Origin of the sequence: Oligoflexus sp., from assembly GCF_035638955.1 — a bacterium.
GTDB lineage: Bacteria > Bdellovibrionota_B > Oligoflexia > Oligoflexales > Oligoflexaceae > Oligoflexus.
This window is the reverse complement of sequence record NZ_DASQYZ010000201.1, coordinates 23,672-44,698: the sequence shown is the minus strand read 5'-3', so window position 1 is coordinate 44,698 and position 21,027 is coordinate 23,672. Positions and strand designations below refer to the sequence as shown.

20 protein-coding genes are annotated in these 21,027 nt (G+C 52.9%); 3 read left to right on the top strand and 17 right to left on the bottom strand.

Annotated elements, in window-relative coordinates; genetic code table 11:
• The first annotated feature begins 261 nt into the window (after window positions 1–261).
• Both VE954_RS18660 and VE954_RS18655 read left to right on the top strand, forming a co-directional pair.
• The gene (locus VE954_RS18660; protein ID WP_324955506.1) at window positions 262–2,490 is read left to right on the top strand and encodes a hypothetical protein; all 2,229 of its coding nucleotides are present in this window, start codon (window positions 262–264) and stop codon (window positions 2,488–2,490) included.
• A gap of 16 nt (window positions 2,491–2,506) precedes the next feature.
• Window positions 2,507–2,881 carry a peptidase inhibitor family I36 protein gene (locus tag VE954_RS18655; RefSeq protein WP_324955504.1) on the top strand — a complete coding sequence of 125 codons (375 nt, stop codon included), beginning with the start codon at window positions 2,507–2,509 and terminating at the stop codon, window positions 2,879–2,881.
• A gap of 58 nt (window positions 2,882–2,939) precedes the next feature.
• On the opposite strand, the gene VE954_RS18650 is transcribed toward VE954_RS18655, so the two are convergent.
• Window positions 2,940–3,551 carry a hypothetical protein gene (locus VE954_RS18650; RefSeq protein ID WP_324955502.1) on the bottom strand — a complete coding sequence of 204 codons (612 nt, stop codon included), beginning with the start codon at window positions 3,549–3,551 and terminating at the stop codon, window positions 2,940–2,942.
• 294 nt (window positions 3,552–3,845) lie between these two features.
• Between VE954_RS18650 and VE954_RS18645 the strand changes: the two genes are divergently transcribed.
• On the top strand, window positions 3,846–4,685 hold the full coding sequence (locus VE954_RS18645) for a hypothetical protein (protein ID WP_324955500.1): 840 nt from the start codon (window positions 3,846–3,848) through the stop codon (window positions 4,683–4,685).
• 50 nt (window positions 4,686–4,735) lie between these two features.
• Here VE954_RS18645 and VE954_RS18640 read toward each other — a convergent pair whose 3' ends face one another.
• From VE954_RS18640 to VE954_RS18565, 16 genes are all read right to left on the bottom strand, one after another.
• On the bottom strand, window positions 4,736–5,134 hold the full coding sequence (locus VE954_RS18640) for a hypothetical protein (protein WP_324955498.1): 399 nt from the start codon (window positions 5,132–5,134) through the stop codon (window positions 4,736–4,738).
• A 14-nt stretch (window positions 5,135–5,148) separates the two neighbouring features.
• Window positions 5,149–5,820 (bottom strand): hypothetical protein, encoded by a 672-nt coding sequence (locus VE954_RS18635; RefSeq protein ID WP_324955496.1) that lies wholly within the window; start codon window positions 5,818–5,820, stop codon window positions 5,149–5,151.
• Entirely contained in the window at window positions 5,817–6,533 is a 717-nt protein-coding gene (locus VE954_RS18630) for a hypothetical protein (RefSeq protein ID WP_324955494.1), read from the bottom strand. Before VE954_RS18630 ends, VE954_RS18635 begins: the two co-directional genes overlap by 4 nt.
• Before the next feature lie 20 nt (window positions 6,534–6,553).
• A complete protein-coding gene (locus VE954_RS18625; protein WP_324955492.1) occupies window positions 6,554–7,144 on the bottom strand; it encodes a hypothetical protein in 591 nt (196 codons plus the stop codon).
• Between the two features lie 28 nt (window positions 7,145–7,172).
• Window positions 7,173–9,542: a HEAT repeat domain-containing protein gene (locus VE954_RS18620; protein WP_324955490.1), complete on the bottom strand. Its 2,370-nt coding sequence runs from the start codon at window positions 9,540–9,542 to the stop codon at window positions 7,173–7,175.
• A 10-nt stretch (window positions 9,543–9,552) separates the two neighbouring features.
• Window positions 9,553–10,440: a hypothetical protein gene (locus tag VE954_RS18615; RefSeq protein ID WP_324955488.1), complete on the bottom strand. Its 888-nt coding sequence runs from the start codon at window positions 10,438–10,440 to the stop codon at window positions 9,553–9,555.
• Between the two features lie 29 nt (window positions 10,441–10,469).
• On the bottom strand, window positions 10,470–10,994 hold the full coding sequence (locus VE954_RS18610) for a hypothetical protein (protein WP_324955486.1): 525 nt from the start codon (window positions 10,992–10,994) through the stop codon (window positions 10,470–10,472).
• Window positions 10,995–11,016: 22 nt separating this feature from the next.
• A complete protein-coding gene (locus VE954_RS18605) occupies window positions 11,017–11,988 on the bottom strand; it encodes a hypothetical protein (protein ID WP_324955484.1) in 972 nt (323 codons plus the stop codon).
• Between the two features lie 10 nt (window positions 11,989–11,998).
• Entirely contained in the window at window positions 11,999–12,649 is a 651-nt protein-coding gene (locus tag VE954_RS18600) for a hypothetical protein (protein ID WP_324955482.1), read from the bottom strand.
• Entirely contained in the window at window positions 12,633–13,313 is a 681-nt protein-coding gene (locus tag VE954_RS18595) for a hypothetical protein (RefSeq protein ID WP_324955481.1), read from the bottom strand. Before VE954_RS18595 ends, VE954_RS18600 begins: the two co-directional genes overlap by 17 nt.
• Window positions 13,314–13,316: 3 nt before the next feature.
• Window positions 13,317–14,012 (bottom strand): hypothetical protein, encoded by a 696-nt coding sequence (locus VE954_RS18590; RefSeq protein ID WP_324955479.1) that lies wholly within the window; start codon window positions 14,010–14,012, stop codon window positions 13,317–13,319.
• Between the two features lie 21 nt (window positions 14,013–14,033).
• Window positions 14,034–15,113 carry a hypothetical protein gene (locus VE954_RS18585; RefSeq protein WP_324955477.1) on the bottom strand — a complete coding sequence of 360 codons (1,080 nt, stop codon included), beginning with the start codon at window positions 15,111–15,113 and terminating at the stop codon, window positions 14,034–14,036.
• A 14-nt stretch (window positions 15,114–15,127) separates the two neighbouring features.
• A complete protein-coding gene (locus VE954_RS18580; protein ID WP_324955475.1) occupies window positions 15,128–16,057 on the bottom strand; it encodes a hypothetical protein in 930 nt (309 codons plus the stop codon).
• A gap of 72 nt (window positions 16,058–16,129) precedes the next feature.
• A complete protein-coding gene (locus tag VE954_RS18575; RefSeq protein ID WP_324955473.1) occupies window positions 16,130–17,395 on the bottom strand; it encodes a hypothetical protein in 1,266 nt (421 codons plus the stop codon).
• A 349-nt stretch (window positions 17,396–17,744) separates the two neighbouring features.
• The gene (locus tag VE954_RS18570) at window positions 17,745–17,990 is read right to left on the bottom strand and encodes a DUF2171 domain-containing protein (protein ID WP_324955471.1); all 246 of its coding nucleotides are present in this window, start codon (window positions 17,988–17,990) and stop codon (window positions 17,745–17,747) included.
• Window positions 17,991–18,084: 94 nt separating this feature from the next.
• The gene (locus VE954_RS18565; RefSeq protein WP_324955469.1) at window positions 18,085–20,856 is read right to left on the bottom strand and encodes a 7TM diverse intracellular signaling domain-containing protein; all 2,772 of its coding nucleotides are present in this window, start codon (window positions 20,854–20,856) and stop codon (window positions 18,085–18,087) included.
• Window positions 20,857–21,027: the final 171 nt, after the last annotated feature.

The window sequence follows — 21,027 nt, the reverse complement described above, 5'->3', positions numbered from 1 at the left end:
GTCCCCCAGGCTCTGCTTTTTCAGAATTCGCTTTCTGTTCCTTGGGTTCTTGGCTCAACAGTCTGTGGCACTTCTATTGCTTGTCGGTCGTCCATGTTGCAATTGAGAGTCATTCGGACCTCGTTAACCAAGGAACGTACCATGCACAAGCTGCTGAGAGGACTCACTGCGAGTCTTTGCATGATTCTGGGAGTTCAAATTCCGGGATATGGCCACCTCGGTCCTCTGTCTTAAACACTAAAACATCCAAGAGGAAAAGACATGTTCAGTCCCCGGCAAACAAAATCGACGACATGCGCGCTTCTGCTGCTCGCAGCAGGATGCGGCCATGAATCGAGCGAGCCCGTCTCCATTTTGGCTGAAGACAACCCGGCCTCCACAATCTCCTGGCACGAGGCGGCTATCGATTCCACACTGCTCGAAGTTCGCATGTTCAAGCTGGAAGGCGAGATCAGTCCCGCTCTGAGTGAATTGCCTTCAGGTGGTTTTCCGGTTGTGATCATGAGCCAAAAGAAAAAGGATGCCAACGGCGTCGATCAAAAATCCCTGATGGGTTTCGCTATCTCGTGCAAAGGCCGCGATCCACGCGCCGTGGCTCGATCATTCGGCGAAGTATTCCTGGACACGAGTGATATTGAATTCATTACCGAGAAGGATCTGGAACAGGAATACAAAATTTCCGAGCAGCCTTTTCTGTCCTGCGATGCGTTAAACGGCGAGGGCCAGGTGGCCCCACTGTTCAGTCAGCTTTATCGGGTTATGGATCAGACTCAAAAGAAAAGCCACATCCTGGCGCGCTTCAACGTTTCCAGCCCCTTGGACAAAAATCTGTTCGAGATTGGCTGCCAGAATGTGCTGAACACTTTTGCCAAGGCCAGTGATCCGATGATTCCCATTTTTAAGGAAAATCTCGCGGATATCCCTGGCGGTGACAATATCAGTGCCTTTCACTGCTTGAGTACAGCCTCGCGCCTGCCCCAGGATCTTTCCATTCCTGCCGCTCAACCACGTCAGCTGCCATTTGATGCGCGGATCTTTAAAGTCAAGGATGACGAAACCAACGTGAGTCGTGTTCTCCTCACAGGTGGGCATGCCTTTCGTTTGAGCTGCCAGGCTCCCGACGACCGTCTGCAGGCAGCCTTTGGCTTGCCTGTCACGGGTGAACTGACCACGCTGGATCCTTCGGATGCCGAGTTCCAGGATTATCTGGATGGCAAAATTGAAGAGCAGCCCGTCCTTTACTGTGAGACCCCGACTCGACCTGATTTCGCCAGCGACGCGTATAAGATCGTCAATCAGCCCGAGCAGCCTGTTCCCCTGCTGCGTCTCAAGGCTTACCAGAATACGCTGGTGCAGTTTTCCTGCCCGTCCGCGGCAGCCCTTTTTGGCAAAATTCCGGGCTCGCTCCAGAACGTAACCGATCAGTCGCTGGACTATCTGGTCCGAAGCTATGTGCCCGGTCAACCCAAAGCGAAGGTCTACTCCATCGGTTGCGCTGCCAGTAACCTGGATGCGGCCGACATTCAAAAAATTTATCTTGATGTACACGGTCGCGAGATTGCGCCCGACCTCCAGAGCAGTCTTCTGAGCGAATGCCGCCTGAACCCAGGGGTCTGCAGTGAAACCTGGCTGGAACAAAAATTTGTCGATGCCTTGAAAAAATCCAAACTGGATAGTGCTGACATTGTCATCACAGCCTTTGCCGCAACCTTGAAGCGTGCCCCGCTTCCAGAAGAACTCAACTATTTTGCCCGTAAATTCCAGGCCAATGGCATGCGTCCGCATAGCCGTGAAATCCAGGATTTCCTCAAGACGGCTCAAGGCCTGGATCGCAGCACATTCGTGGCGTCCCTCGCCTATGCCTTCGGCACCGACTACCATGATAATTTTCTGGATCTCTGGACCACACGCCGTTTCGATGAGCCGAACCTGGTCATCACCCTCGATTCCCTCAAAACGGACCACGATGCCTGGATTCGCAAACAGTTTTTGGACCAGAACATCAAGCGGGTTTACGAACTCTACTTTGGGACCATGCCCAAGGATTTCCAAATCGCAGCCGTGAAAAAGAAAATCACGGAAAAAGCCTCGACGAGTCTGTTTCAAGACATCAATGCCATGCTCCAAAAAGTGCCTACGGAGTGCGTGACAGTTTCTCCCAAGAAAAAGGATCAGCCTTTCCAATTTCTGCGGCCCCGCTCCAAGCTGAAATCCGTGACAGGAACCTGGTCAGCCCTGGCTGATGGAACGAAAAAAGTTGGCCCGGCGGGTCACCCCGGCCCTTACACACCGAACAACTGGATGGCCAATAATTTGAATCTGGGACGCCTCCTGATTGCCACCAAAAACAGCGCCAATGCCTGGGGCGGTTGGGCGGGCTGGAAGGATGGGCTCACGTTCAGCAAGATCGCGGAAGTGAACATGATCATCAATGACAAAAAAGATGCCTTTGGTGACAACAGCGGCTCGCTCACAGCCTGTTTTGAATAATGAAAGGAACTGGAATATGAAACGCCTTCTTCTCCTGGCTCTGATTGCTCAGCCCGCTTTTTCCGCTGATTGTCTGTTCTATAAGGAACTGAATCGGGGCGGCACGCCTCTGGAACAAAACTCGAATCAGAATAGCGCCTATCAACTGGCCACCGCCTGGAATGATCAGATCAGCAGCGTTTGGGTCAAAGATGGGTTTTATGCTGTCCTGTTTGATAATCCTAAATTTCAGGTCAGCAAGGTGCTTTACCTTTATGGATCGGGATTATCATTTTCCAAGAATGTGTGGGATCGGACCAGCGGCACGGCCGTGAACGGCGGGACTGGGTTCAATCTGGATGGCCTGGGATACAATAAGGTGACGTCTTCTGTGCTTTGTCTGAAGGACTAATCCCTGACGATGCATGAGGCCGTATGGCTCCTGTGTTGGGAGTGATACGGCCTTAGCTTTAGCTGGGTTCTTTGCGTTTCAGAAGCTTGAATGTGTTGAAGAACTGCTTTCTCGATTCTGCAACATCCTTGCTATCCCAGTCCACGACTTTGGCCAGGAACTGCAATTGGTAATGATGGTTGTTGCCGATAAACATAATGCTCTCAAAACGGTGATCCTGGACTTCGATCGTGGCAAGCTGGGCATCGAAACCGCGGAACGTGATCAGCCTGGTTTGCTTGATCGTCCCCGCCATGCGTTTGACGTTATGCTGCAGGCTGGAATCGAAGAATGCCATTTTTTTCAAGATATCCATGTCCTGAGCCGATTGAATCATGCTTGCCGAGAGATCCACTTCGGCAATCATAAAAGCTCCCGAGCCTTGCTGAACGGTAAACGTACGGACTTTCATGGACTCCAAGGTTTCCTTGTCAGCGCCAGCATATTCCATGACACTCGGCATGCCTGGAAGATAAACTTCGAATGAGTTGGAATGCACAGGCACCCAGCTTTCAAGAGGGTCAAGCATCTCGGCTTCGGATGAACCATGGGAACTGACACAAGCCAATAAAATTGACCCGACCGCACCGACCAGGAGGGACCTCCAAAGCGCCGGATTGTAATTTCCCACTGTTGGTTCTCCCCATTGCGATGAGTTGCATCCAGGAAAAAAAGCAATAACCAGGCCATCTCTCACCGCGGGGAAGTCGCGATAAACAGGAGGGAATATCGAGACTTTCAGTTCATTTGCAAAATTTTGCCGGAACTCTAGGCACACCTGACCAAAGCCTGTCAGCTTATGAATCCGCGAGTTTTTGAGGAACTGTACCGACGGTAAGTAATTCCCACCTCGACAAGCTGACCCCGTCGCACAAACCCCGTATAATCATGGAGTGTGTTTGATAAACCGGAATGAGGTTAGACCATGAAGTTTGGAAGTGCTGTTCTTAAGATGGGTGCATTGGCCGTAGCCCTATCGCAGCTGGTAGGCTGTCAGACGATCGTGCAGAAGCCTGAAGTCAATGAAGTCAAGCGAGTGGCCATCGTCAGTCTATATGCCAATGATAAGGTGGCTCGTGCCGACGGCCGTGGTCTCGTCAAGGACTGGCCCAATGATATGAAAATCCAGATCGCTGACGAGGCGCTTCGCATCTTCAGCCGGGAGTTTCAATCCATTGGCTGGGAAGTCGTGAATCCGGATGCTGTCATCCAATCGGAAGCTTACCAATCAGCCTTTAAGGTGGAAGGCGTCAAGCCCGATTCCACGCTGGGCATGCTCGCAAACATGGCTCAGGATGCCTATGCTCGCTCCTTCTTCACCCCAGCCGGCATGCTGCCTATCGTTCTGAACGATAAGGAAGTTCGCACGACTCACATGGGTAACGTCGCCAGTGAGCGTGATGTCAAAGCCAAGTTAGCCAACATGGCCAAGACTCTCAAAGTTGATGCTGTCGCGTTGGTTCAGCTGGATTACTGCTATAAAGGCGGCACATGGTCCCTGGGTGGAACAGGCGCAGCGGTCATGACAGCGAAATCCTCGATCAAGGCCGTCAACCAAAAGGGCGACGTTGTTGTGAAGATGCAGGACTTGAGAGAATGCGATGAGGAAGATCGTTCCGTCTCGACCAGCACCACAGGCATGATTGAAGGCAATCTCATTTTCCCCAAGTCCTTCACCAAAGGCGGACTCCGGGACATGTTCATTGAAGCCACCGGCGCCAGCGCCAAGGTTTCCATGGAGAACCTGCAGAAGGCTCTGAAATAAGACCGTCTGACCGACAAGGATCGCCTCGGTGATTCCACCGAGGCTCCCCCTCACTTCAACAGTTTCTCGAGCGTATCCAGACTTTCCCCCTTCACAATCAAACGCTTTTCGCTTTTCGGGCACGCGTAATCATCCGCGTAGTAGACCTGGCTCGCCCCCTGTTGATCCACAATTCTGAGTGTGCGGACCCAGCTCGCATCCTCTCGACAGGGCACGGATTCCAGCGGCATGGTACGGATGGACTGCAGCTGCGCCAGGGCCTGTGCGGAAAGATCCTCACGCTTGATCTGCAGTTGGACGGGCCCCTTGCCTCCTGGTAGAAATCCACTCGGGCGGCGGACCAGTTCAATCTGTGCACTCTCCGCTGTAAAGACCGGCTTGCCACCGCCTCCACCTGACACGCAGGCATTCACAAGCAGGAGCAGCATCGGTGCCCATAGTTTACGCATAGTCTTCCTTTCCCTTAGGGTGAACCATACATGGCTTGAATGGTATCGATATCGCCCTGACTCAAGCGATTGCGATAGGACGAGCTATAGCAGTAATTCATGATGCTATCATGATCAAAAGGCCCAATCTTGATGTCGCCATCGGTGCCCTGCTGATCCTCGATACAAGTGGCATCGCGGTCGCTGCGGTTATGTTCATGAGCCATGGCCAGCGCATGCCCAAATTCATGAATCGCATTGGTGCCGATACACGTCTTGCGTCCCGCTTCACTCTGGGTACAGGCGGTCCCGTTGCCCCAGTTTTGATAGGTAAAGTTAAGGCTCATGTAACCCCAGGTCGATAGATCCGTGCCCAGACCCTCCGTATGCGGCGCGGAACCATCATCCTCGACGCGAATATTAATGTCCTCGTCCCGGAAGATTTCACATTCGTCCCAACCCACAAAGGTTAAGGATGAGTGTCGGGCCCAGGTATCTGCAATGCGCTTTTGCACGAGCGCACGGTCAGCCGCTGTGCTCTGGTCCAGGTCGGTCCAGCACACGCGGAGTTCACGGTGGCCCCAGAGCTTGGAGCTATTATAGTAGCCCTGCAGCTGACTGCCTGTCTCGTTATCAGCTGGATGCCCACAGGCGGCCAACAGGAGCAGCATGATGGTCGATGTCGATGATTTGAACAGATTCTTCACAAGTCCCCCTCGAGTTCAACAACTTCATAAAACTTCGCGTCTATCGCGATACTGCTGCCCACCAGGGTCGAGGGCTTGCCGATATCTGAGCGACTGACATAGCCATCGCAGTTCAGGATCGCAGCGCCTTTGGCCCCATTGGTCAGCAGAAGATTCTGCAGGGTATCCGCTTTGGTGGTTTCCATTTCCACGGTGTAAAAATAGCCCTCGGGCAGCGTCAGATCAAAAGGCGAGTCAATATACTGATTGAACTTCTCGGCTATAGGCTGCACCTTCACCGCCGAATAGAGCGCGCGCGGAATGGAATTGAAATTCAGGTCAGCGGCCGGGCACTCCAGACCACTCACGTAAAATTCGGGATGCTCATTTTGATATTTAACCAACTTGGACGCCACAGTAAGCGCTTTCTGCAGACTGATATCCGGACTGACGAGAAAGCGAAAAATAGCATGATTCGGTCCCAGGTTCTGGCGAATCAGGTTACCCGTGACAGTCCCACCAAAAAGGTCAGACACGCGGATGGTACCCACGAATTTTTTGGGAATCAGGAAAAAATTGGACGGGACCTCGGAATTCGGCAGCAGCCGCAGATAAGGTTTCGCAAAATCCACGCCGAAGTTCTCGGTGGCTTCCTCGAAAACGGGCTTGGCGTGCAGACTCGAAGACAAAAGGATCCCAGCCAGCACGGAGCTGGTCAAAAGTTTTTTCCGCATACATGTCCTAAAGGAGAGGGTTATTTGCTGCTATAGCTCACGAGCTTTAAATCCCGACTGCTGACTTTGCCGGTTTTCCGGTTCAAGACTTCCATATGTTCTTTGACAAGGCCCAAAGGCACCTTGCTGCTTACAGTTTGTACGAGTTTGACGTTGCCGATTTCAAACTGCTGACGGGTCAGCGTCGGCACGGTTCCCTGCGCAAGTTTTTCCTGCCCGCGGGTAAACGTATAGGCGTACATGTAAGGGTGAGAACAGTTTTCAAGAGCCGGCTTCGGATCGACGGCGTCACCGATCTTGACCTGCCAATCGATAAGGTCCTTGCTGTCCTGGGCGCCGGTGGCCTGACGCAAGGCCTCGACCTTGACCGCTCCGGTTTTCTTATTGATGCTCTTCAGGATCCAGGTTTCCTTGTAGCGCAACGCCTCGGTTTCCGGATCGGCTTTTTCCACGACCTCAAACACCAGTTTTTGGCCGGGTTTGGCGTCATCCAAGGATTGTTGCAGAGCGGCACGATAGTCATTGTAAAAACCCAGTCGCTGATCAAAGTTCTCACAGTAGTCCAACGGGGGAGCCAGCGTCGATGCAGCCATGATAAACAGAGAAAACATAGTCGTTCCTGCCTTGGTAAGGGGCCAGTTATGGTTTAGGTTGAGGAGTCTTGACTCCCCAGTAGAAGGCTTCGAATTGTGGGTCGAGGGCCACCTTCAGGTCCCAGCCTTGCGCTTCTGCCAGCAGCCTTTTATAGGGCTCCCAGGCGAAGTCATGCACGATCACTGTATCAACGGGCCGGGACGGAAAATTTTGGGGAATTTTTTCTTCTCCAATGTCCTTGCGCGTGGTGTAGCTCCTCTGCAGGTGGACCTCGGGATTAATGGCCACCTCACCCGGAATGTGCGCGATCTCGATCACGTCCTTTTTGGTCGTTGGATACTCGTCATACCAGGCTTTCATGGGCAGCTTGGGAAAGTTGGCCTGAACCACCGCTAGCATTTTATTCAGTATCAGAGGCTTTTTTAAACTCTGAACCAGAGCCTCGCGCTTGTCTCGCAACTCTGTGCAGCTTTCCATCCAGACCTGATAATCGGCCAGGAGGAAATCAAAGATGCTGTAAAGGTTCTGCAGGGAGGATATTTCCGGATGCAGAGGTTGCTCAATGATTCGCAGGAAACTGCGGTTGAGCTCATTCACCTCGTCCACGATCTCACTGCAGGCCAGGCCCTGATCCCGTGGCAGCTGAAAGCTCAACGCATTCGAACCTAAAAGTTCAGAAAGGCGTTTGCGTTCGATGAAATTGCCGCGTTTGAGTACCTCACGCGCTACCGGCCAGACCAGGACTTCGGCCTCAGCCGAACTTGGCACCAGACCGGCATAACAATTGAGTCGGCGGAAAAGGCTGATACTGCTGTTCGCGACGCACTCGTCCATGGTCAATCGATAAAGGTTCGGCGCGCGCAGCGATTCATAGGTCTGCAAAAGACCCTTGTTCAGAAGCAGATAGTAAATCTCCTTCAGCTGAACATCATCCTTCGGTCCAGACGCAAAGAGGAAGCGAAGGTGCGTGGCCAGAGGCTGAGCAAACTTATCGGTAATAGCCTGGGGCGCATCTTCATCACCAGCCTGTTTGTTGGGCAGCATACGAACCAGACTTTCCAAAACGCTTCCGGCCAGGTGCCGGTTGCTATGATTCAAGGTAAGCTTCAGTTTGTCGTGAAAGCCTGGCCATTCCTGGGGGCTGACCACGAACGCAGGCAGGGCTTTGGCCGCCGCGATACGTTCCGCCGAGGAAGCGCTGTCGTTTTGAATCAAGGTGATGAAACGCCCGACGATATCATTTTTCAGTCGAGTGAGGTTGGCTCCCTTGCCGATCGCACACAGCACTTCCGGTGACGCCATGTCGATGTTTTTCAAGTCATCGATGGTCGTAATTTTCTGATAAAAATTGGGGTCCACCTGCACCGCGTTGCAATCCACCAGAATTCTCAATTTGGTGGTGGGATCGGTCGAAGCCAGCACGCTTTGAGCATCAAGCAGCCAGCGTGGGCCGACACCCTTGATGCCTTCAAGCCGCACAGCTTCCGCCTCATCAGTCAGGCTTTTCAAGACGGCACTCAGAGCCAGTGAACTGCGGTACGTGCGCCAGCCCAAACCTTTCGCAGCCGCAGCCCGGAGGATGGGATCGGAGTCTTCAGTCATTTCAATCAAAAGGAAGGTTGCCAGAAGGTCATCCGACCCGGCCTTGGCAAAGGTTTGCGCCGCGGCACGACGCAGCAGCAGGTCATCCCCGCCTTTGCCTTCGGTTTTGTCGGCAATTTCCATCCAAATCAGCGACAGATCGATGGCATTGAACATGGAATCCGGCCCCAGATCATTGGCCGCGAACGTTTGGAAGAGCCGTATGACCGCCTTGGGGTCCGTCTTTTTCAAGCGTCCATAGGCCAGCAGGAGCGTATCCAAAGTCAAATCCTGACCCTGACACACCATCGCGAGAGGCGAGGTGGGATCCTGGGCGGACAGATCACAGTATTTCTGCTCCAGCCCCGCGGGTCGGGTCTTGGGGGATGCCTCGTGCTTTTCGATATCCTTTTTCAGGATGGGCAGTGTGAAGGTGATGCGATCGTCCTGGCAACCTTCTTCCTTGAATTCGCTTTTCAGACAGGTTTCGTAGCGCGTGCGATCACAGACATAATGGTAATTATTCTTCGTCGCCGTGCAAACCTTCTGCACTGTCTTCAGACAGGCCGGGGTGGAAAAATCGGTGGCCAAACAGTTGGTCCAGGCATTTTCCAGACACTGCCAGACCTCGACGTTTTCCGGCACGGTACAAATTTTATTGACCAAACGCTTGCAAACGTCGCCATCGAAAAAGTTGCGTTTGCAGTTCACAAAGGTTTGCATTTCATCAACGGCGAGGGATTGCAGAGACAAATCCTCACCGGCCACAAGTGGCTTCGCGAAAGCGAAACTGATCCAACAGATCGACAGAAACAATCGAAAGCGTTCACGCATGGCACCAGCCTTACCAGATGTAGTAGGAAGTTTTGTTAATACCCTGTTTTTCCTTGGCATAGAGAGTCGGCGTAGGAGACGGCCGGCCGACATCCTGAATCGGCAGATAAGCGAATTCCACGGTTTCCTGGCCGCCTTTTTTGGTCAGGATGAGGCGCTTGTTACGAATCTCATAGCTGCCCTCTTCGAAGGCGAAGGAACCGGAGCGAACCGAAAATTCACCTTTTTGGGTGGTGCCGCGAAAGAAAAGGCCGGCCACTTGGTTGCGGGCGAACACATCACTGAAAATCCGAGTTTCCTTTTCAAGCACATGGCCCATAAAGTCCGCGATCAGGTCCTCGCAGGGGCCACCGCATTTTTGGTCTTCGACGCCATCATCCGGTTGGGGTTCGACGGGTTCGTCGATCGAACCGCTGGCAAATTTGATCTTATCCTTGGCGACCACAGAGAATTCACGCGTGAACACTTTCTGCTGGGACGACTGCACATATTCAAAATTGATGGTTCCGGCGATCTCCATCATCACGGGCAGGTTCACCACGAAGGTGTCCTGGCAGTTCGCGGCGCCTCGCGCCTCCCCTTTCAAGGCAATACCAAACCTTGTGAAAGGATAGGTCTGGCCCTGTGGATCCTTGAAAAAACCTTTGCTGACGGAATCGAAACATTGGCTCAAAGTAATTTCCACCGTCCCTGCCATCTGGCTGGGAATGATGACCTGATTGCGACCTTCATTTTGCGTCAGCAGATAACTGTCGCTGCCGACCAGCTTGATCGAGGACGCTGCCTCTGCCGCCACAGTTTCGGTTGGTGCAGGATTCGGTCGTGAGGAATCACCTCGTCCTTGCGCACACGAGGCCATACCAAGGGACATGAACATAAGAGCGGGTTTGACGAACATAGAGATCACTCCTAAATGGGGGAAAGATTTCACTCACTTTTCAGTTTATAAAAGCGAGGCCGATCCGTGATGCTTGTAAAAGCTTTTTGCAAAAGCCGCTCGGTGAGGGCGGCCTGACAACGGTGAAACGTCGGCGACTGGGCCTGGCGACAGATATCCTGCAGGTGACGGGCGCTTTCACTGGGTGTTTCCAAATAGGCCGCCGTTTTCTCGCCCGGACATACCACATCGAAATAGAGCTTAAGTTCGTCCGCCTCGTCGCAGGACGGCCGCAGAACCGTGCAAACCACAGCATTGTCAATCGTACCGAGCCAGTACTCAGGTTCCTCAGGCAGATTCCTGCGAAGCTGAGCTTCGAGGGGAACCAACGCCGCATCAGACCAAAAAAGATCGCCCTGGGCACAGTCCTTCACAACTTCAACCGGTGGCTCCACCAGCTTCGGACCCTCGGGATCCGAATTCCTGCCTGACGATCCTTTGCACGCCGCCAGGAGCGAGACACCGAGGATCAGTGTAAGCAGAGTCTGTCGTGATCGTTTGCTATGTCTTTTCATGCAGGATTCCTTGTCGCTTCGTTCAGTCGGTTGGCTTCAACTCCAGCAGGAATCGGCCAAATTCTGCGGGATAGTACTGCACACCGGATGGAATTTCCACCTCGAGCCGGCCCGCATCATTGGCTAGAAAGCTGTCCCACACGGCTTTTTCCGCCAGCTTCAACTTCTTCGGATTATTGGACTCCAGGAGCAGGGAATTATTGCGTAAATGACTGAGCCAGCCGTCGATAATTTCCGTCTCATCAGGTGCTTGCCCGACCTGCGTAGATTTCTGTACACAGCCCCCTTCCGCTCGATACACGCGACCTAACAGAAGACGGCGACTGACCTCCTGTCCTGCAAGATCAGCCAGAGATTCTCCATCCAAAATCAAATCAACCAGGCAGCTGCGGGAATATTCACGCGTCCAACTGCTTGGCTCCAGGTACGCAGGAAACTGCGTCTGGATACCCATGGCAACCCGCATACCGGCCGTGCCGACTTTATACGCGCCCAGAAGCAGTTTATTTTCCTCATCCGAAAGGCTGATACTCTCACTGATGTTTATCCCTTCCACCGATGTCTGGGGATGCCAGTCACCCGGAACAAAGCCGCCTAGCATCTGATAGTTCAGCTTCAACCGGATATCGCGAAAGAACAGCGGGCGTACATCGACCTTGTCCGGTGTTGTCCCGAGGCTTTCGGCGAATCGCACCAGAATATCGCGTTCCTTGCCCAGGCCCAGGCGTTTCAGGCTGGCCACAAAACTGATTCGCGCACTCCCCTCCTGGGTGGACCACTTCACCAGAGGCCGTTTGGTCGTGGGATTGGTTGCGATCACCATTTCATAGGGTGCCCACCAATAGACACCCGGTGTCTCGTGATCCGGAAAAATTCGCAGGCTTTGGCCATACTCACTGGTGGCATCGATCAGAATCTCGCTGGCCCGCTCCAGATTGGGGGCCGCCTGGAGCGAGGTCGCGACGAGGGTACTCAGCATCCAAAATTTACGCATGTCATCTCCCTTAACAGTTCAGTGAGGGAATCAAAGCGCATGAACTCAACCCACCCAGGAAAAGCGTCGACGCATAGGGCAGACTGATCAGCTGTCCGGGTCGGTCAGGATCGGGCAGGGTCATGCTGAATGTAAGCGGCAGATAAAAGCCACTGCCCTGCACCAGGGCTTTACGGAAGCGTGAGACATTCTTTTTGGGAATGGTCAGCCGGAATGTTTGTCGGGAATCAGGCAAGAACGGACCAACCTCGGAAAAATTTTCGAACGTGGCATCAAAGCCATCGAAGAGTTCCTGATCCAAAGTCAGCGTTTCCAGGGCTGGGAAGATAACCCGAACCTGGACACCGGGACCGAGTTCCCGCTTCAGGATATCCTGGACCTGCACGGTCTGGCCGGACCAATCCTCGGCTCGCCAGGTAAAATCATAAGTCGAGGCCTTGGGGCCTTCGATCACCTGAATGGCAAGACCATCTGAATCCCTGGCCACTGCAAACTCATGCGGCAGTCGATAGAAGAGCAAAGGATCGTGACTATCGTGAATCAATTCCACCACACTGCCATCGGCAGTAAAAACAGACTTTTTATGATCAATCTGCGGCTGAGCGAGAGCCGTCGTCCCGACCAGAGCTCCCATCACCAGGAAATTACGGATCAATGGCATGCAGGGCCTCTTTCACGTGAAGGTTCAAACGAGCCTCATCTGGAGCGGCAAAAGTGAGCGATTGTCGCAGGGTACGAACGCCGCCTATTTCATAAGGAAGATCCCACAGCACCACGCCTCGAAAAAAGGCACGGAACGAAAAACCATCCCCTGCATTCTTCAGATTGTGCTGAAGCTGGGGACCGTGCAGATTCAATCCCACCCACTGCGCCTTATCAAAGATGTCGAGGTTTTCCCCACCATCGACTTCGGCGTTATAAACGCTGCTGCTCGATAGAAACTGCAGGGTCACCCGCGAAGCCTTGATTTCACGCAGCGTATGCTGAGGAAAAGCCGCCTTGATACAGCGTTCGACGTTGTCCGAAGGCAGGAGCCGCAGATTCAAGCTGAGGCTCAGCCAATCCTCCGAGGCTTCCTGCCACGTGAAGACGCTCACGCTGTCCGGTTGCGGGTCAAGCCCAATACGATAAGGCACATACCAAATGAACTGCGCATCAGCCACACCAGCGTCATTCACTTCCTGATACACGCCCTGGGTCGGACAGGCTGGCAGAACCACCGGGTTCAGTGTTGCAGCATAGGCCTTGGAACCGGCCACAACACTGAGCAAAGCACAGAGATAGAGACGTTGGCGTCCTGATTTTTTTTCCAATCGCTCACTCATGATTTACCAGTCCTGACAGGCGTCAAACGATACGGCACAGATGGGAACATCCAGGAACATCGGAATGCTGAAGTGCCGGGTTTCCGTCTTGGCTTCGATTTCATTATAAAAATGCACATCGGCTTCATACTGGGCAAAGCGCCAGCGTTTTTCCACCACCTGCTTGCGGAACCAGTTGGTGCCCTGGTAGGTGAATTGGAAATAGAAGGGCAATTGACCATCAAACGGCGTCATATCCGAGGGCAGCGCCTGGTCCTGGATGTAGGAATCCAGAGCAAAGGACTTCACCTTGCTGTCGACAATAGGCAGAGGCAAAATCAAAACGCGATCCGTCGGGACCTTATAACGCTCGGAATAGGTCGTGCGGATTTGTTCGAAACGCTCCGCGATCGCCACCGGAGCTTCCAGCTTCATGGTCGCGACAACTTCCGCTTCGGGATTGGCCGAGTTGGGACGAATCCAGGCAAAGGCGAATTCCGGCTTGCCGTCGGCGCCGCGAGCCACCACCGATCGTGTCGGGTTATAATAGAGCTTAATGAAACCGTTGGTCCGCTCCACATTCTCGTGATCTTCATAAATGAAAACCGAGCTGACACCCGGAACATCCGAGATGCGGGATAGCGAGGGCAAGGCCAGGGCTGCTGGGCTTGCACTGAGGACAAGACCCAGCAGAGTCAACGTCAGACCTGTTTTATGCATAAGGTACTTCCTTTCGAGAGATTAATTGTCGTCCAGGATTTCAAACGCGGCCAGTTCATGCGCATGGGTCGGTACAAAACGGCTTTCGTCCTGCCATTCTTCTGAGGCTTGGCCCACAACCACCGGGATGTTCAAACGACGATCATAACCGGACTCAATCGCATAACCCGATTCACCTCGATCACCGAGGGCTTCTGTAAACACCCGATCATAGACGCCCAGCAAAAAGGTACGATAGGAGACGCGAGCGTTGGGATTCTCCCGAAAATTTTTGCAGAGCCACTGCTGATTCTCATACGAGGTAAACAGCAGCGCGTTGTGGTTTTTTCCTTCGGTCAGACCCTTCAGATAGGACGGCGCGCCTTTCCAGGAATCCTCGGACTGCCCAACCCAGCAAGGGTTGAGGCCCACAACGGTTTGCACCAGACCGAATGCCACCGAACGCGGCAGCAGGGTTTCCCCGTTGCTCTGGTAGGCCAGGCTGCTGCCCGCTGTTTTCAGAAAATTTTCCACCTTGCTCAGATCAATCGAGATCTCACCCGTGGCAGCAGGCATGATGACTTTCTTCCGTCCTACGGCTTTGAATGTCACGTCGAATGTAACGGGAAGCACTTCACGGATGCGGCCAAAGTTTTCCCGAAATTCACGAGCGTTCGAAACTTTGGTGGAACCCAGGGCCTGGAATTCGCATTTGACGAAATTGGGAGCATTGTAAAGAGGAACCGGCGTCATCGCTGAAGGCCCGCAACGAAAACGGAATTCGCTGTTGCCGGATTCGTTTTGGACCTGGACCTGAAACCGTTCCACTTCCGTGGTCAAAGGACTCAAGGTATCGCGGTTCGCCATGCTAAAGACCACGCATTTTTTGTCCCGCGACCCATCGCAATTGGCAAACTCATTCAGGTCAATCTCAATCTTTGGCAGGCTCACCGCCTGACCTTTGCCATCAATCACGCGATACAGAAAGCCGCTTTCGTTGGCTTTCTTGCTCTCGTCCACACGCAGGGCAGGAAGGCCCGCCGCCAGCAGCGAACTGCTGATGGCAAGCGGAGCGAATACAAGCGAAGTTTTCAAGGCTGTTTTGGCCATCACACGTTTCATGCTATCCCTTTTTCTTAGTGCGAATACTTCAGTTTAAACGTGATGCTGTACTGTCCGATGTAGATGATGAATTCCTTGAAACCAGCCAGCTTGATTTGATCTTCGGCCGGTACGTTTGGTTTCCAATCACAGGTGGGCTTATAGAATTTGATCGCCTTGGCAATCAAACCATCCAGCTCCCGTGCGGAGTCCGTGGGATCGGCTTTGGCTGTCAGAAGAATGCTATGCCGGAAATCAGTGATGGCATTGACGCCAATCAACTTTTGTTCATAATCCATCACGCGATACGACTGATTCAAGCGGCCTGTGATCAGCGAAAGCGCCGAAGGAAAGTCGACAGGATCCAGCCCCTTGTCAGCGATTTCCGCCTGGGCGGCTTCAAAGCCATCGATGGCACAGCGCAGCTGATTCAGGCCCTCCTTGGAAAGGTCGATGCGCAAAGGCTCAGCCTGGCCGATGGCGTTCAGGACGAAATCCGCCGGAGCGCCTTCGCTGTCATCGACCAGGGTCAGGATCTTGGCATGTTCCGATTGAAAGGTACCGGCAAAGCTGCTGGATTTAGCCATCGGATAGTAGCGCGTCGCGATCGAGGGGAAGACCGAAGCGAGTTTGGATTCCGCGACATTGCCCGTACTGGTGACGACGGAAAAATCAAGGATCAGATTCTGGATTTTGCCGTTGCGATCATAGACCGGCAGCGTGGAAAAATCGGCCTTGCCGGTTTCCGGATCCTTAAAAATTTCAACGCGGCGAGGCAGGATATGCACGACCTTATAGTTACCACTGGCGAAATCAGCCCGGGTCATATCATCGTTATCCACGAGGACCAGAGCATCGGCATGTTTAAAGTTGGCAATCTGAGTCCCTACGGGGAAGGGCAACGCCAAAGCAGAAGCAGCAGGCAGAGCAAGAATACCAATCAGCGCGAGACTTGATGTTTGCATGAAAATCCTTTCAGAAAATTCAAAGCACCCCCTGGCCTGGCCAGGGAATGCTTCACAGAGTTGGAAAAACGTTCAGGGTGGGTCCAGAGTCACAGGAGGTGCTCCGCCTGTTTTAGGAGGAAGAACGGGCTGCTTGCCTGTTTCCGCCGTGGTCTGGATACCTTGGCCGTCACGTTCCCATTTCACAGGGCAGCCTTGGGCGCCGGTGCGAATATGGTTGAAGAGCTCGGGATGATCCTTGCAGAGGTAGCTGAAGCTGTTACCGACGACGGCTGGCAGGTTCACGATACCCTTGGCTTCGATCTCATAGGTATATTCACGGTTCTCGAAGGTGACTTCGGAGTTGTAAATATGGGCGATCGAGGCCGAGAAGCAAGCGCCGATCACACCGCTGACCTTACACTCGGCCTTGACCGGGGCATTGTCGATCGGTTTCCACGAGCTTGCCATAGGTTTAAAGACTTTGGCCAGAACGACTTTCGTGAGCTCGTCGATCATGCGATTGTAACGATCTTCTTCACTCGCGCTGCCGCCGCCGCCAAGATACGTGATCTTAACGTAACTACGCTCGATACCGACGCGGAGCAGTTTGCGAACCGTGTTATGGGTTTGCAGGGCGGCTTTGCCGGTTGCGCAGATTCCAAACAGGCAACCGCCGACTGCCGCTTCAGAAGCCGTGGCTATCTGAAACTCATTCTGGATCATGGCGGTGAAGTTGGTCCATTGGATGCTCGCGCGCATCTTGAACGGAGTGAGGACAGCTCGGAAATTATAGCGGTAGTTCACGCCAAGCGAGGCACCGGTATTATAAGCGCTGACAATGTACTGAATGGCTTTGGGGGCGATGAAAACACTCATGGCCACGGGTGTATCGGGCAAAACAGTATCGATCTGATCAAAGGCACCCAGGATAAGATCTGTGTTCTTCGACGACATCGACAGCGTCCAGCCGCCCGAGATCGGCATCAAAGGTAGAACCTTCTTGCCTTCGCCACGCAAGGTCTGAATGGCTTTCACGCGATTGGGGCTGTAACCAGCACGCACCGTCATGCTCAAGAAGCCGCCAGCTTCATCATAGGTGAGACCGAACTTCAAGCGTTCGTCCACACTGCCTACGGGGTCCTTAATATAGACCTGATCATAGGGAGCGTAGAAGATGTTCGGATCTTCATCATCCTGAGGGAAGATGGGCTGCATGGTTGGGTCCAAGCCGCCATTTTCAGGGTCGGCAAGCAGAGCGATGTCCGCGTACTTTTCTGCAGAAGGGAGAGAATACCCGTTCGAAGCAAGACCCAGGAGGGTCGTGGCCGCGAGGAGTGACTTGTAAATAAGTCTCATGTACATCCTTTAGTTGTTGTGCGTTGATTGTTCTTTATCAGGAGCAGCCGGCAACTCATGACAAAGTTTTTCTTGTGACATTGGGGAGACGCGAGAACCGGTCGCTTATTTCATGAGAATTCAAAGTATTTTCATGTATGTACCGCCGACTGAATAGATTAGTCGCTTGCGATTATTTGTGAGAACGATGTGTTGGGGATCGATGACTGAAGTGCAGACAGGTGGAGCGATTCCCTGCGACCTTTTCGCCTCAAACTGTTTTGAGCCGATAGATCCAGTAAAATCATTTGAGCGAATTTTTCGGACCTGAAGAGGCTCACGCAAAACGCGGCCGCTTCAGGAATCCATTTTAGTGAAGGCGCGCGGCATCAGCTGAGGTCGACCATTCACGCATCGCCTGGTCGCCCGGGCGATCGACATGAACTTGATCATCGACCGACGTGACCCAGCTGAGCGGAATATAATGATGCTGACCATCATCATCCCTCGATAGCTTGATCAGGTCCTGACCTTCGATATGATCGACGGTTGCAAATTGACCATTGTTTGAACAAACAACTGGGGTATCCGGCTTAATCTGGCTTGCATCAATCATGTGAACTCCTTGGTTACAAAAACCTTCACATGCTATGCACGTCTCGTGCCTGCTGAGGCTTTGTCTCGTCAAATTTGTCATGGGTAGAAAATCGTCAAGCGGTGCGGGGCAGCGTCGACTGCGGCTGTTCCACTTTCGGCAGATGTATTTCCAAACAAAATCCCTGATGCTGCGTGTCCAGGCCTGATCCCGACTCATCCAGCACGATTTCGATGGATCCACCGGTTTTCCGGATAGCCTCGCGAACCGCATTCATGCCTACGCCCCGGCCGGATATTTCGGTGACTTTCTCCGTCGTGGAGAAGTGGGGATAGAATATAAACGAGGCAACTGCAACGGGCGTTGGGCTCTCATCAGGAGCAAGCAGTCCCATGATCAACGCTCTGGACCTGATCGTGTCCATGGGGAGTCCACGGCCATCGTCGCGATAGCTTATCTTGAGGTAACGAGCTTTCTCGTCAAGTGCCATCGTGATAACACCGACCGACGCCTTGCCCGCTTGCTCACGTTCGGCAGGCCGTTCGATGCCATGATCGAGGGAATTCCTGATCAGGTGAATGAGAACCGTTTCCACGACATTCCGGGTGGCCTCGTCAAAATAATAGGCTTGATCTTCGACCTGAAGTCTCGGCAGCGGTTTGCCCAGGCCTTCCGCGATCTTCTCCAAATTTTGCAGCTGATGGACCGCAATCCTGGAAAGGGTATCCCGATAAAAGGACTTTAACTGATTGATATGGGGTTTGAGATCCGCAGCCCTGATCGTCCCTGCAACCAGCAAATTTTCCAGGTAAGCGACCTGCTGCGACATCTCCACGAGGGAGACTTCCAGATAGAGATCGGAACTTCGCTTCAGAACATCCATATCGATGCGTCGGTATTCCGTCAGCTCGTCCACCAGGTCATCCAGCATCTGCCTTAATGCAGTGATACGCGAGCCGCCGCCGCGTAATTGAGTCTCCACATCATGAATCCTGGCAGACATATCCCGAAAACCGAGACCACGGGAAATTCCCTTAAGCGTATGGAGCAGCCTCCAGGCTTCATTGACATCGTCCTGCAGCCAGAGATTTTCGTCCTTCAAAAAGATTTTCCCGATCGTGGCCAGGCTGGTCTGGGCCGTACGCATAAAGCTGACAAAATCTTTTTCCCTGGTTTTGATGATACTGAGAATGATCTGATTTTCTTTCCGCTTCTGCTCACTTTCCCATTCGGTCTTGCGCAGATCGGTCAGATCCTTGATGACCAGCAGGACTTCCTGGATCAAAGCCTCGGTATCCGAATAGATCGGCGTCCAGAGCAATTCAAAGATGCGGCCATGAAAGGTGATTTCGGTCGGTAGAAGGCCGACATTCAGAAGCCACTGCAGTTCAGTGTCGTGAATGGAAGCGGAAATCACATTCCGGGTGACCGCGACATCATCACTGCTGAGGTCGGATCGACTCAACATGATGTCATGGAGGCTTCGTCCATTGAGAACGATCGGAGTCCCAGGCTGATCCAGAGACGATTGAATCAAGGTCTCGATGAACCTGGAATGGCCTTTTTTGATGCAGCTCTGACCGTCTATTTTAAGGATACCCAGCGGGATGGAATCCAGAATCGACTGGATATCCTGGGTCTTTTCCTTGACTTCTTTGGCAAGGCCCTTGTTCAAAGCAATGATCGCGCTGTTTTTTTCAATCCGCAGAATATTGATACTGTCGGCCAGGGCGAACGAGAGGAAGATGATTTCAAAGAATTGCCCCAAAGGGTTGGCATACTTGGTCAGAATCGAATACGGAATCACCCCATAAGCGGCGACGGCGGTTACCATCCAGCCACCCAGCGCAAAGATCCAGGCCAGGATCAAAAACCGGGCCGCATGGTTTCCCCGCTTCAGCTGCACGGCGGACGCGACAATGATGATGATAGAGTTGATCAGCACCTGCAGGCTGAGGGGTCGTATCACTACGGAATAGCCTACAAAAGGCTGGGCTACCATGTATAGCATGGCAAGTCCGGTGCCCGCGTTAAGAAGCCAATAGTAAGTCGGCGATTTTTTCCTAAGGGACAGAAAGCTGACGATAAAAATATTCGCCAGTCCGATACTGACGGACATGGAATAGATTCCTACATACTCATTGAATCGCGGGCTTTCCGGCCACAGCATCTGATAGGCCATGCCCGCAAGATAGGCTTCGCGGATGACTGAGAGCAGGACGAGGAGGCTATAGTAAAGGAACTGGAGCGATCGGGTCGAGAAAGCCATCGCGAGATTATAAAGGCCCATCGCAATGAACGAGCCAAAGAACAGAGAATAAAACATGGTTTCATAAACCGTTTCCTTCTCATAGGCGTCAAAGCTATAGGCGTAAGGGTTGATCTGCAGGCTGCTTTCACTGGCGATGCGCACATAATAGCGGCGTTGACTGTGTGCGGGCTCGACCAATAGGAATGAGATATCGCGATTGGACCGGATTCTTTGCGATCCCGGAATGCCATCACCACTCAGCTGGGTTTGCAGTTGATGGTTAGCATCGATGAAATAGAGTTCGACGCGGTCCAGCAACGCATAAGGAAAACTCAAGACCCAGGTATGTTCGCTGGCTGTTTGATTCTGCACCGGCAGGAGAAGCCAGATGGGCATTTTGGAAAAGCCGAAGTTGGACGTATTGATCCGGGCAAATTGCGAATCGACCTGGCCTGTATAAATCACGGTTTTGTCGAAGCCGTCGGTTTCCATGAGGAAGCTGGTGTGGGGGCTGATGTCGAGGCCGTTCAGATCCTGATCGATACGAAGTTGGGACCAGGCCACCTGGGAATGTGCACAGAGCAGCACCCCTAGTGCGAGCCAGATGGATAAAATGAGTCGATGGGAAATTCTCATGGGCCTTATTCAATTGGTTGGTTGACACCACATAGGACCGGCCCGATACGACTTCAAATACTTACATAAATCATAGCATGGTCTGCATCCCGGCACGGGGAAGCCGACAGGGCAAAAAGTTCCGCCCTGTCCTGCCATCTTAAAAGCTGTTACGACGCTGGCTTGATGAGA